This is a genomic window from Prosthecobacter sp., assembly GCF_044378005.1.
In the GTDB taxonomy this organism is placed as follows: domain Bacteria; phylum Verrucomicrobiota; class Verrucomicrobiia; order Verrucomicrobiales; family Verrucomicrobiaceae; genus Prosthecobacter.
Window position 1 is genome coordinate 1 of sequence record NZ_JBILYB010000168.1, and the last position, 11,971, is coordinate 11,971.

General features: G+C 61.4%; 10 protein-coding genes and 1 pseudogene. 3 read left to right on the forward strand and 8 right to left on the reverse strand.

Going from position 1 to position 11,971, the window contains the following annotated elements:
* Nucleotides 1-810 (reverse strand): DUF1549 domain-containing protein (locus tag AC6FTP_RS22575; RefSeq protein WP_497209170.1); only part of this gene is annotated, 810 nt, incomplete at its 3' end.
* 125 nt (nucleotides 811-935) lie between these two features.
* Between AC6FTP_RS22575 and AC6FTP_RS22580 the strand changes: the two genes are divergently transcribed.
* The gene (locus AC6FTP_RS22580) at nucleotides 936-1,919 is read left to right on the forward strand and encodes a LysR family transcriptional regulator (protein WP_497209171.1); all 984 of its coding nucleotides are present in this window, start codon (nucleotides 936-938) and stop codon (nucleotides 1,917-1,919) included.
* Nucleotides 1,920-1,940: 21 nt separating this feature from the next.
* On the opposite strand, the gene AC6FTP_RS22585 is transcribed toward AC6FTP_RS22580, so the two are convergent.
* The 5 genes from AC6FTP_RS22585 to AC6FTP_RS22605 form a co-directional block, all read right to left on the reverse strand.
* A complete protein-coding gene (locus tag AC6FTP_RS22585; protein WP_497209172.1) occupies nucleotides 1,941-3,539 on the reverse strand; it encodes a sialidase family protein in 1,599 nt (532 codons plus the stop codon).
* A 235-nt stretch (nucleotides 3,540-3,774) separates the two neighbouring features.
* A complete protein-coding gene (locus AC6FTP_RS22590; protein ID WP_497209173.1) occupies nucleotides 3,775-4,674 on the reverse strand; it encodes a LysR substrate-binding domain-containing protein in 900 nt (299 codons plus the stop codon).
* 39 nt (nucleotides 4,675-4,713) lie between these two features.
* Nucleotides 4,714-6,018, reverse strand: a complete 1,305-nt coding sequence (locus AC6FTP_RS22595) for an alpha/beta hydrolase fold domain-containing protein (RefSeq protein ID WP_497209174.1) — start codon at nucleotides 6,016-6,018, stop codon at nucleotides 4,714-4,716.
* Nucleotides 6,019-6,159: 141 nt separating this feature from the next.
* Nucleotides 6,160-7,353: a sialidase family protein gene (locus tag AC6FTP_RS22600; RefSeq protein ID WP_497209175.1), complete on the reverse strand. Its 1,194-nt coding sequence runs from the start codon at nucleotides 7,351-7,353 to the stop codon at nucleotides 6,160-6,162.
* 29 nt (nucleotides 7,354-7,382) lie between these two features.
* The gene (locus AC6FTP_RS22605; RefSeq protein ID WP_497209176.1) at nucleotides 7,383-8,549 is read right to left on the reverse strand and encodes a sialidase family protein; all 1,167 of its coding nucleotides are present in this window, start codon (nucleotides 8,547-8,549) and stop codon (nucleotides 7,383-7,385) included.
* A 77-nt stretch (nucleotides 8,550-8,626) separates the two neighbouring features.
* On the opposite strand from AC6FTP_RS22605, the gene AC6FTP_RS22610 reads away from it, so the two are divergent.
* Both AC6FTP_RS22610 and AC6FTP_RS22615 read left to right on the forward strand, forming a co-directional pair.
* Nucleotides 8,627-9,673 carry a LacI family DNA-binding transcriptional regulator gene (locus tag AC6FTP_RS22610; RefSeq protein ID WP_497209177.1) on the forward strand — a complete coding sequence of 349 codons (1,047 nt, stop codon included), beginning with the start codon at nucleotides 8,627-8,629 and terminating at the stop codon, nucleotides 9,671-9,673.
* Nucleotides 9,674-9,720: 47 nt separating this feature from the next.
* Nucleotides 9,721-10,560, forward strand: coding sequence for a glycosyl hydrolase (locus tag AC6FTP_RS22615; protein ID WP_497209178.1), 840 nt, complete (start codon nucleotides 9,721-9,723; stop codon nucleotides 10,558-10,560).
* A gap of 35 nt (nucleotides 10,561-10,595) precedes the next feature.
* Here AC6FTP_RS22615 and AC6FTP_RS22620 read toward each other — a convergent pair whose 3' ends face one another.
* Both AC6FTP_RS22620 and AC6FTP_RS22625 read right to left on the reverse strand, forming a co-directional pair.
* On the reverse strand, nucleotides 10,596-11,009 hold the full coding sequence (locus AC6FTP_RS22620) for a golvesin C-terminal-like domain-containing protein (RefSeq protein WP_497209179.1): 414 nt from the start codon (nucleotides 11,007-11,009) through the stop codon (nucleotides 10,596-10,598).
* Nucleotides 11,010-11,354: 345 nt separating this feature from the next.
* Nucleotides 11,355-11,555, reverse strand: a pseudogene (locus AC6FTP_RS22625) (FAD-dependent oxidoreductase); the annotation flags it as partial.
* Between the last annotated feature and the right edge of the window lie 416 nt (nucleotides 11,556-11,971).

The following is an 11,971-nucleotide window of genomic DNA, read 5'->3' on the forward strand; positions in this document are numbered from 1 at the left end:
GGCATAGCCCACGAGGTCCAGCCAATGCCGCGCCCAGCGCTCGCCATAGGCTCTGGATGAGAGCAGACGGTCCACCACGCGCTCGTGTGCTGATGATCCTGACGATGAGACAATCGGATGGGGAGACAATGAGATGCTCGTCTCCTTGTCTGATTGGCCCCTTGTCCGATTGTCTCGTTCGAGGTCGGCCAAAAAGTGCTGAATCTCCGCCTCCGTCGGCGGCAGGCCGGTGAGGTCAAAGGTTACGCGCCGCAGCCAGGCATGCGCTTCGGCCTCGGGACCCGGTTGAAGGCCCGCTGCCTCCTGCTTCGCGAGAACGAAGGCGTCCACCTCATTCAGCGGCCAAGCTTGATCATGCACGATGGGTGGCGCGGTATCCCGCACTGGTTGATAGGACCAATGCTTCCGCCCCTCCTCCACATCCACGCCGGTCTTTTTCACCTCTTTCGCCACCGCCGCCGTCTCGCGCGGATCGGGCGCACCGCGCTTCACCCACTCCTCCAGCACGGCGATCTCACTCTCCGGCAGTTTCGCCTTCGGCGGCATCTCCATGTCCGGGTTCGTGTAGCGCACCGCCTCGATGATGCGGCTCTTTTCTGGCGTCCCTGGCACCAGCGCAGGACCGCTGTCACCACCCGCCTGCCAGCCTGAGCGCGAGTCCAGCACCAGCCCGCCCTTGATCTTGCCCGCGTGCGAATGGCATTCGTAGCATCGCTGCTTGAGCAATGGCTCCACACGCTCGCGGAAAAAAGCATCTCCCTCCGCCGCAGAAGCGGCGAGTGGGATCAAAAACAGGGCGGTGAGTTTCATTCGGGATTCGGAAAGACTTGGTGCGCTCGACGACGGCGAAGGCACCTCCGAAAATACAGTGCCACCACCCTTCTTCTTCATGAGCTTGCGAGACTATTTTCCTAATGGCCGTTACTCTCAGAGCAATGAAACCCAAACGCAGTGCCAAGCCCTCCGATGACCGCCGCTACTTCAAGGAAGTGCGGTTCCGCCAGATCCGCGCCTTGTTTGAAATCGCCAAGCACGGCACCTTTGCCGCAGCGTCACGGAGCCTCGGCATGGCCACGCCATCCGTGTGGCGGCAGGTGCGGGCGCTGGAGGACGACTACGGCGTGCAACTCGTCACCGCCAAAGGCCATGACGTGCGCCTCACCGAGGACGGCGAGCGGCTGCTGGACCTCGCCGCGCCGCTGGTGGAGGGCTTTGACTCGCTGAAGAAGGTCTTCCACGACGAGCACGGCAAAGCCGAGCGCCACCTGCGCATGGCCGCGCCCGCAACCGTGCTCAACAGCACTCTGCGCCATATCATCGCCGACTACCGGCGCACGCACCCGCAGGTGCGGCTCTCACTCATCGACGCACCCTCGCGCATCGCTTGGCAACTCCTCGAAGCAGAAAAAGCCGACCTCGCCATCGTCGGCACGCCTCAAGGCGTGGTGATACCGACCCGCTTCGAGGTCACGCCGCTCGTGCGCTATCCCTTCGAGGTGGTGTGCCTTGCCAGCCATCCCTTTTCCCAGATCAAAACCCCCAAACTGCGTGACATCGTCAAACAACCGCTCATCCTCGCCGGGGAAAACTCAAGCTCACGCATGCAGTTTGATCACCTCGTCGCCAAAGCCGGGCTGAGCGACCAGGTGAACGTCATCATGACCGCTGGCAACGTCACCTCCATCCTCAACTACGTGGCCCTCGGCATGGGCGTGGCCGTGCTCTCCCGCCCAGCTACCGAGGCGCTGCCCGTGCCCGCCGATGTGAAAGCTCACTTCATCCACCGCGATGTCTCCGCCTCCCTCGGCCATGACCATGTCGTCCTCCTTCACCCCAAAGGCCGCCACGAACTCGCCCACGTCCGCGCCTTTCGCGAGATGGTGGTGAAGGGGCTGCGAGGGAAGGAGGAAGCGAAATAAAGCAGCAGCATCATTTGCCACTCACTGCACGCTCACCCCATCGGCAAACACGAGCAGCACGAGCTTCTTAAACTGGAGCCGCTCGCCTTGCTTCACTGCCTTGCGGTAAACGCTCACGCGATTGATTTCGCCGGGGAAGAGCTGCGTCTCGGGCACGTCCACTTTGGTGAAACCGGCTTTTTTTAGGGCTTCCTCCTGGCTGGCGGCTTTCGGGCGGATCGTCGGTGTGAGGGCGAAAAGGGTGCCGGGCTTGGTGACGGTCACGTCGAGCTTTTCGATGCTGGTGCGGTGAAAGGGCAGGTCTTTGACGAGATCGGGCATTTCGTCGATGACATACTCGCGGTCGGTGAAGAGCTTCACGCCGCGTTTCATGAGGGCGGGCTCGGGTGGCGGTGGTGCGGGCCAGGCGATGCGTTTTTGGCCGGTTTGAGGCTCGAACTGGCCGGTGGCCTCCAGTTTGCCGAACATGATGCGGTCGGTGGAGCCGCCGTGGTCGCTTTGGCTGACGTTTAGCCAGAGCGTGCCTTCGTGTTCGTGGAAGGTCGGATACTGAAACGAGTGCGGGGACTCGAAGCGGTATTTGCGCTGCCAGGTTTTGCCATCGCGAGAGATGTCCACGTTGAAGACGCTGCGATTGCAGTTCTGGATCTTGGTGTTCTCCTGCCAGCCGAGGTAATAGATGCCGCCAAACTTGTCGAAGGTCGGTTTCGAGTTCAGGCCGTTCGGCACGAAGGGTTTTGGCTCGGCGGTGGTCCATGTTTTGCCGTCGTGGCTAGTGGTGAAGTGGTAGTTGCCCGCGTCGTTGCGGACGATGGCCATCCAGGTGCCGTCGGGCAGTCGGTTCACGGCGGATTCGCTGAGCTGCTGCGCTTGCGGCTCGTTGTAGTGGCCGATGACTTCGAAGGTGGCGAAGTCGTCGTGCAGCACGGCGAGGGCGTTTTGTTTGCCGGGGAAGTTGTTGAGCGCGATGTAGCGATTGCCGTCGAACTCCTTGAACGAATCGAAAATGTAGAGGCCCTGATTCACGGCGGGCCGCTTGAAACCCAAAGCGGCTGCGTCCGCATGAAAATGACGCGGCTCCATGTCGAAGGTGCCTGCGGCTGTCTTGAGCCGGGCTTTGTGGATGCTTTCCTCGAAGGTCTGCGTGCGCAGATCAAAGTCGCGATACCAGGTCACGGCCTGTGCTTTGGCCGGCTGGCTGCAAAAGTAGGTGCGCAGCGTGTGCTCGTCCTTGCGAATGATGCGAGGCACAAAGACCTGCGCGTCCGGCAGCGTGATGTTGGCGAAGGCCTGGCCCGCTTTGGCCATCGGATGCATTTTTTCGATCTGGAGCGTCTGTAGGTTCACGACCGTCAGCACGCAATACATCGCCACGCCCGCGCCGTGGCCGGGTGCCACGTCGTTGTCATGCTCGACGATGTAAGCCCGCTCGCCGACACAGACGAACTCCGCATCATGCGCTCCTTTCACCTGCGACGCCGAGACGCGAACGAGCCGCTGCATCACGATGTCGCCCGCCAGCGCGGGGTCCCAATTGGTGGGGAGAAGGCTCTGAGCATGAGTTTGGCCGCAAAATAGCGTAGTGATTGCAAGGAGACTTAGGATGAAAGGGAGGGGCATGTGGCAGTAAACGCGATGGAGTCTGTCATTTCGCAGTCCGAGAGAGCGCTTGGCGTGTTATGCTAACACATCGAGCCAACGAGGGGCGCAATGGGGGCGAGTCGTTTGGTGACTGGGCAGCATGCAGACACTACGATGCCAAAGAGGATCGTCATGAGTGGGTGAGGAACGACATAGTTGCGCGGCGACCGGCTTGATGCGAACTGACCAAACTTGGGTGTTTGCCTTTTTGGCTTCAATCGATCTTTCTGCACCACTTCGCGTGCTTGGCTGCGAGTATTCGAAAGGCGGCCAGCACGGGGGAGGTGTTGTCTTTGCGGGTGACGAGCAGCATGCGGGCGTCTTTGGGCACATCGCGCAGGGGTTTCCAGATCATGCCGTCGCGTTGCAGATCGCGCAGGCTGTCGGTAGCGAGGGTGATGCCGAGGCCGGAGGCGACCAGCCACAGCAGGCTGAGGTAATCGCTGGCATGTTGGGTGATACGGGGGATGAAGCCGACCTCGCGGCAGACAAGCATGAAGCAGTTGCTGGCGATGGGATAAAACGATGGATCGAGGATGATGAAGGACTCGGCGGCGAGGTCACGGATGCTGATGCTCTTTTTGCGCGCCAGAGGGTGCGTGGCTGGCAAGGCCACGTTGATGGTGTCGGCCCACAAGGGCGCGACGGCGAGTTCGTCATCCTCGGGCACGGCGCGGAGCAGCGCGGCGTGCAGGCTGCCTTCCCGAATGGCGCGGAGCATGTCCACCTCGTTCATGTCGCGCAGATGCAGCGCGACCTGCGGATGCTGCTGGCGGAAGTCGCGGATGATCGCGGCAAAGGAGGCGTTCGTGGCGGAGGTGAGGTAGCCGATGTGTAGCTGGCCGACTTCTCCACGATCCGCACGCTGCGCGGTGAGCACGGCATTGCCCGCCTGAGAGAGCGTGGCGCGTGCCTCCGATAGGAATGCCTCGCCCGCGTGAGTGAGCTTCACTTTGCGCGGGCCGCGCTCGAAAAGGCGCACGCCGAGTTCGCGTTCGAGATCGAGGATCTGCTGGCTCAGTGGTGGCTGCGAGATATGCAGCCGCACCGCCGCTTTGGAGAAACTCAGTTCCTCCGCGATGGCGATGAAGTAGCGCAAGTGTCGCAGTTCCATGCCCGCACTCATAATCGCTCGGCCTCGGCTCGCAAGACGCTAGAAACGCCGCACGACCACGCGGAAGAAGCGTCGGGCCGCACCTGTGCCAGGCGTGTGCAGGAATCGCACGCGCTCCCAACTGCTGTCGATGCTCAGCGTCTCGCTGTTCGTGCCATCCAGTGTCTGCGGTGTCCAGGTGATGAAGTCATCGGACCACTGCACCTCGTAGCCGATGCCGGGACCGGTGCTGGCTTTGCGTCGGAGAAAGGTGAGGGCGAGCTGATTGCCCGAACCCGTCGATCCAAAGTGCGGCAGCCCGCTGAGTCCGCTCAAGCTGGTGCCAGTGGGAGCTGCGAGCGTGCGTGCGTTTGGGATCGTGAGCGATCCGGCATTGGGCGCGATGTTGAAGGCAAACTTGAGCACGTTGGCGATTCCATCCATGCCTGCGATGCTGGCATCCTGGGTGCCATCGCGCGGCAGGCCGTGCAGCTCACGCCACGAGGCGAGGGGCAGCGTGGGCAGCACGCTTTGGAAGAAGGCGAGCGCACGCGGATACTCGCTCGTGGCCCAGGGCGTGTGGTTCACGCCGGGCAGCGTGACGTAAGTGCTGCTGCCACCAGCAGCGACGAGAGCGTTGTGCAGATTGCTGCCATAGATCGGCGGCACCGTCGTGTCCGCCAGACCATGCACGACGAGGAATGGCGGGTCATTGCCGAGATAGGCCGGGTTGTAGCAGTTCGCCGCCTGAGCCGTTGGCAACGCACCCGGCAGCAAGCCGCCGAGGTAAGTCGAGACGGTGGTGTCATTCACCGCAGCATCACCGAGATATGAAGGCGTCGCGTAAGCCACGCAAGCCTGCACGGCCGATGAAACCGAAAGATTCGCACCGACGTCGAACGGCTGTCCGAGCGTCGTTTGCGACACGCCGCTCGTCACCGCTGCCAGCGCCGCGAGATGAGCCCCGGCGGACTGCCCCCAGACAGCGATGCGGCTCGGATCGAGATTGTAAGCAGCCGCATTGGCCCGCAGAAAACGAATCGCTGCCTTCACATCTTGAATCTGGGCCGGAAAGGGTGCTGTGGACGAGTAGCGGTAATTCATCGCCGCCAGCACATAGCCTGCATTCGTGATCTCAGTGACCTGTGGCACGGGATCCTTGGCCCCTGTCAGCCAGCCTCCGCCGTGAATCCACAGAATGACCGGCATCGGCGTCGCAGGCAGTGGACTCGGCCGGTGAATGTCCAGCACATGCCGCACCTCGGTGCCGGTCTGATAGCGCAGGTTCGTGACGCTGGTGAAAGCCGCCCGCACAGACCCAGCGCAGCTCAGCAAGAAAATGAAAGCGATCCAGAAGCGTGTCATGCCTCCATCGTGTGATGCATGGCTACACAACTCGAATACATGCTCAGGATGGCAGCGAGATGTTCAGCGAATAACCGCCCATGCCCCGATTTGCACGGGCGATGGATTTCTCGGGGTGGGCAGAAGGCTACTGGTCGATGCCTAGCGCTGTTTCACCAACGGATCGGTCTCGCTGAGCTTGAAGCGGGTGCTGACGACGCTGCTCTTTTCCGGGCCGGCGGCATAATGGATGTAGGTGGTCGCGATGAGGGTGCCGTCGCCGAGGAGTTCGAGATCGGAGTAGCCGCAGTCGGTGTTGCCAGTGCCTGGCGCATCGGTGGGGCTGCGCTTGGTGTTGTGGAGAAGTTTGATGCGATACTGGCCTTCGCGGCGGTTCACGATGTCATCGAAGGTGCCGACCCATGCAACGTAGTGTCCGTAGGTGGTGCTCGTCTTGGCCATGTCGCGGAAGGCGGTGACAAGGCGGCCATCGGGAGCGTGTTTGATGACATGGCGATCCCCGGTGAGCGCAGCGGGGAGTTCCTTTGGTTCGCTCCAGGTGCGTGCGTCGTCGTTACTGATCGAATACAGCGAGTGATGCTGGCGCGTGTTTTCGCGCAAGAGCATGACGAGCTGTTTGCCGTCATCGGACCGCGTCACGCTCGGCTGGGCCCATTGGCCAGGGACGACAAGGATGACGCGCTCCTTGCTCCACGTCAGGCCTCCATCGAGCGACTCGCTCTGCCACACAACGGGATGCAGATCCTTGGCATTTTTTGGATCGCGACGGTCAGACCACATGATGAGCCGCTTGCCGCCATCGAAGGAGAGAATGCTCTTCGGGGCGACTTCGCCAACGAGGCCGAGTTCCTTCATCGGCGACCACGTTTTGCCAAGGTCCGTCGAAAACGCCCTGCGGAGATTGCCTGGGAAATCGCAGCCGCCGAAGATGAACAAACGCTCGACGCCCTGCGGATCGGTGAGGCGGTGGAGCACTGGCGTGGTCATTTTCACGAGCTGCCAGTCCGGCGGCGTCGGCAAAGGTGCGCTCCAGGTGAGCCCGCCATCATCGCTGCGGGCGAGCGGGCCGAGGTGTCCGGCGTGATTCATGCACCAAGCGGTGAACATCGTCTTTCCATCCGCCATCAACACGGTGTCGCAATGGCCTTGGTATTCCTTTTCCGTGCCACGGGCGATGACGACATGCCGCGCCGCATCAGCAGAGATGTCCACGGTCGGAATGGAAATGTCGCGCAAGGTGCCCGGCGTAGGCCCGGCAAACGTGGGCACGTCCCCGGCATAGAGAAGCGTGCTGCATGAGATCGCAAGAAGGCAGGAAAGAGGTCGGAGGAGCATAGTTGTTGGTTGGTGAAGGTTTGCAGCGGTTACTCCAGCCACCAGTGGAGCACGTTGGTCTTGCTGTCTTCGTAGGCGTGGGAGGCCTGGATGAGGAGTCGCTGTTTGTCGCTGCCATCTGGGGAATCGACGACGAGGCTGTTGGAGTAGGCTCCGGCACCGGCGGTGCGCATGCGGAGATAGACGCCGTCGTCCCAGGTGATGCCGTCGTCGGACATGTAGAGGATCATGTGGCCGCTGCCGTCGCCATACGCACCGCTGCGGCCATGCAGGTAGTATTTGCCACCGAAGGCGGTGAACTGCGGATTGCGGATCTTTCGGCTGAAGGTCGAGGTGCCGACCTTCGGCCACGTTTTGCCGCCATCGTGGCTGATGAGGTAATCGAGCACGTTTTCGTTCGCGCTGTTATAAACGTAAGCGATGAGCGAGCTATCGGCGAGGTGGCCGAGTGCGCCATAACCGCGCCGGTTGGTGATGAAGGGCAACACGCTGCGTTTGGTAAAGGTCTCGCCGCCATCGGTGCTGACGTGCAGCTCATAGACGTGCTCTTTGGCATTGCCGCGCCAGTCTTTGATGGCGTCGTTGGCGAAGTGCAGCACGCGGATTTCGCCGTCGTGATACTCCACGTCATAGACTCGGCCACGCGAGGCTCCGAAGGGTCGCGGATCGCTCCAGTTTTGGCCGCCGTCTTTGCTCTTGCAGACCAGTGGCACCCAGTAGGGCTGCCACAGGGCGCTCTCCGCGACATCGCAGATGAGGTAAAAGAGCACGATCTCGCCTTTGTCCGTGACGATGGCTTTTTCTGCCATGGCGGAGCGCCCCATTTTCTTCTCGTGGAGTTTTTTGGAGAAGGAGAGCACCTGCGGCTCGCCCCAGGTTTTGCCGGCGTCCACGGAGCGTTTGTATTCCATCCAGCCGACGCCTGAGTGACCGCCGTTGTCGCTGGAGCAGTTCGGGTAAAACGCGATCAGCTTCCCCGGCTCAAGCTGTACCAACGCATGACCGAGATGGCCGCTGCGCTTGGCCTTGGAGTGATCGACGAACAGGATGCCGTCGTTTGGCGGATTCGCCGGAGTGATCCGAGTCGCGCAGGCAGAAGGTTTGCCCGGCAGCACCGTCGGTGGTGGAGCGGCGAGGGATTGGCCGCAAAGGATCGCAGAGATCGCAAAGAGGCAGAAAAGAGGTCGGAGAAGCATGATGCTAGAAAACGGGGCTGGCAGAGGGATTTCGCGGCTTGAATGCCGACATGGCGTGTTATGCTAACACCATGCCCATGACCTCCACGCCCACGCTCACGCTCAAAGACATCGCCCGAACCACAGGCGTGTCGATCATGACGGTGTCGCGAGTGCTGCGTGGAGCGCCGAAGGTGGCGGCGGAGAAACGGGATCTCGTCTTGAAGGAAGCAAAGCGGCTCGATTACCAGCCGGACCCGCATTTGATGCGCATGATGCAGGTGGTGCGCGGGAAGAAGGAAAAACGGCTGCGGGCGGTGATCGCCGTCATACGCGAGCATGTGCCGCAGGATGGGCTGCTGGGGCCTTCGTATCAATATGTGCCCATCGAGGACATCCGACGCCGTGCGCACGGGCATGGTTATGCCGTGGAGGAGTTTTATCTGGGCAAAGACGGCCTCACGCCGAAAAAGCTGCAAAAGATCCTGCACGCGCGTGGTATCGAAGGCGTGATCGTTTCGCCACAGAGCATGCAGTTGCCATGCAGCCGGCTCGACTACTCGGCCTTTGCGGCGGTGACGTTTGGCAATGCGATGAGCACGCCTGCGCTGCACATGTGCGCCGGAAACATGACGCTGGGCATTCACATGGCCGCCGAGCAACTCGCGGCCCGTGGCTACAAACGCATCGGCGTGGCGGTGACGAAGTGGATCGTGAATCGCTCGCAGTTTGGCTACAGCGGCGGCTTGTTTCACTGGCAGCACGGCCTGCCGGAGGCGGATCGTGTGCCGCTGCTGCTGTTTCCTAGCAACGACATCAGCCAAGGCTTCGAGGCCTTCTCGAAATGGATGCGCGAGCATCAGCCAGACGCGCTGATCACCTTCGACACACATGTCCCCGGCTGGCTGAAGCGGCTCGGCCTGCGATTCCCGAACAACATCGGTTTCGTGGTGCATGACTGGACACCGAAGATGGAGGGCTTCGCGGGTATCTACCAGCAGCGCGATCATTTGGCGGCTGCGGCGGTCGATTTGGTCGTCACGCAGCTTTCCCAGCATGAACACGGCGTGCCTGCGGTGCCGCGCCAGATCATGATCCCACCGAAATGGATTGAGGGGCCGAGTGTGAGGCCTTTCGGTGGCTGAACATGCTCATTGACCATCGCGCAGCCGTTCTGATACAAACACCGCGCATGATCACTCTCCCCACGCGCCGTCACTTTTTGCACTCCAGCCTCTCGCTTTCCACGCTGCTCCTTTCCGGCGCGGCTCAAGCGCAGTCCGCCAGCAAGAAGGCAGGCAAAAAAGGCTACGCGACCGGCCTGCGCGGCGCGGTCACACCGGCCAAGCTCGCCGAGCTGAACGTGAAGTGGATCTACAACTGGACTTCGAAGCGCCCAGCGGACCTGCCCGAGGGCATCGAATGGGTGCCGATGGTCTTCAAGGATAACGAAAACCAGTTCGCCGCGAAAGCCGTCGAGGAAATCCGTGGCGATCTCGCCAACAAGCCGCCCGCCGTGCTTGGTTTCAACGAGCCCGAAGGCAAAGAGCAGGGGAACACAACCGTCGAGCAAGCACTAGCCGTGTGGCCGAAGCTGGAGGAGCTCAACCTGCCGCTCGGCAGCCCGGCGGGCGTGCATGCCGACAGCCCTTGGATGCAGGCCTTCATGAAGGAAGCGTTGAAGCGGAAATACCGCATCGATTTCATCACCATCCACTGGTATGGCGGCCCAAGCGCCTCGCAGCTCACATCGCACGTCGATAAAATCGCGCGACTCTACAAACGCCCCGTGTGGATCACCGAGTTTTGCCCCGCGGACTGGAGCGCGACGAAAACCGGCAAGAACCAGCACACCGAGAAGGATGTGCTGCGCTTCATCAAGGATGCGCTGCCTCGTTTGGAGCGTTCGAACGATGTGGAGCGCTACGCGTGGTTCGGCACCGGTCCGGGAAACTCGCCGACCGGTTGCTCGGCCCTCTTCGACGCCAGCGGCAGCCTCACCAAGCAGGGCGAGGCTTACGCGGAGGCGTAACAACGATCCCGAGTTGATTGCCCTCACAATCGAATCTACTCCCCGAGCCACACCCAGCGCACGCCGACGATGGCGATGCGGCCATCGGCTCCGCTATTCGTGAGGTCCACGAAGCCGCTGTCGCCGACTTTGAAGGTGAACTCACCGATGGGGACGAAATTGAAGGGTGTGGTCTCGGTGCGTTGATCGAGGGTGAGTTTGGCAGTGCCTTCAGCGTGCTTGATGGTGATGGGCGTGTTGGTGGCCTGGGCCTTGGAGGGGCGGAAGCCGATGCAGACTTGGTAGCGGCCGGTGCGCGGCAGGGTGGGTTGGAAGTGGATGCGCACGGGGCCGACTTTGCCTTTGCTCACCATATCGCGATGCGTGCCGGGGCCGGTAAAGACATCGGAGTAGCGCAGCGGCTTGGTGATCACATAGTCGGGCAGTGTGCCGTTCCAGCGACCGGACATTTCGGCATCAAATTCATCCACGGTGATGTCTCGCGCCTCGGTGCTGCCGACGGGGACTTCGGCACTGAGGAGGCGCTTGCGACCGGCTTCATCGGTGACGAGCAGGCTGACGGTGTGGACTTTTTCGAGGTCGAAGCTATGCACCACGCGCTCGCCTTCACCGCCGACTTTGCCGGTGCCGTCGAAGTCCCACACGATCTGCTTGAGCGGGTCTTTGAGCGTGCCGGAGATGGCTTTGAAAATGACCTTCTCGCCGGGCTTCGGATACTTCGGAGTCCAGGTGAGCTTCACCTGCGGTTGATAGCCGCAATCGAGCACAGAGCCTTCCGCGAGCAGCAGTTCGCGCAGAGCTTTGATGTCCACTTTTTGCACGCTCTTCTTCGTGGTGAGCGCGAGGTGCGCGGCATCGCCAGCGGCGTGGCCGAGCATCATATAGACAGGCTCCATGCGCAGCGAGCAGTAGGCGATGTGCGTGGCAGAGCAGCACACGGGCACGAGTAGATTCGCCACATCCGGCGGCGTGAGGCTGCGATACGGGATGTCGTAGTTGTTGCACGCGACGTGCCGTGTGAAGCAGCCTCACGGACTGCCGCGATGCCTGAAGGAGTGCCGCCATAGATGACGATGTCGGCCTTCTCGACCTGAGCATCTGCGGCATGAATGGGATGCGATGTGAGCGCGAGACATGCGAGGAGGACGAGTTTGGCTTTCATGCTCCAGTATCAGCCAGATCACTGTAAATTTGACGAGATCTTTTTCAGGATCTGGCGACAGCACGAGTGATTATTCCACAGCTTTTCGTGACTATCCAGGGAAGCACCTTCATCTCCCGCCACTTCGACGACTTAGACTAGGCGGTGTTTGAAAACCCTCAACAACCGTATCTGAGCCAGTCGATGATGGAGGCGAATTGAATGAGGGAGAGGAAGTGAAGGGCAAGCTTGTCGCGCCTTGTGCTTGAG

Coding starts and splice junctions, on each gene's coding strand:
- AC6FTP_RS22590 (WP_497209173.1), bottom strand. CDS start 4,674: ATGGAACTGCGACACTTGCGCTACTTCATCGCCATCGCGGAGGAACTG.
- AC6FTP_RS22580 (WP_497209171.1), top strand. CDS start 936: ATGAAACCCAAACGCAGTGCCAAGCCCTCCGATGACCGCCGCTACTTC.
- AC6FTP_RS22585 (WP_497209172.1), bottom strand. CDS start 3,539: ATGCCCCTCCCTTTCATCCTAAGTCTCCTTGCAATCACTACGCTATTT.
- AC6FTP_RS22620 (WP_497209179.1), bottom strand. CDS start 11,009: ATGTCCGGTCGCTGGAACGGCACACTGCCCGACTATGTGATCACCAAG.
- AC6FTP_RS22600 (WP_497209175.1), bottom strand. CDS start 7,353: ATGCTCCTCCGACCTCTTTCCTGCCTTCTTGCGATCTCATGCAGCACG.
- AC6FTP_RS22610 (WP_497209177.1), top strand. CDS start 8,627: ATGACCTCCACGCCCACGCTCACGCTCAAAGACATCGCCCGAACCACA.
- AC6FTP_RS22605 (WP_497209176.1), bottom strand. CDS start 8,549: ATGCTTCTCCGACCTCTTTTCTGCCTCTTTGCGATCTCTGCGATCCTT.
- AC6FTP_RS22595 (WP_497209174.1), bottom strand. CDS start 6,018: ATGACACGCTTCTGGATCGCTTTCATTTTCTTGCTGAGCTGCGCTGGG.
- AC6FTP_RS22615 (WP_497209178.1), top strand. CDS start 9,721: ATGATCACTCTCCCCACGCGCCGTCACTTTTTGCACTCCAGCCTCTCG.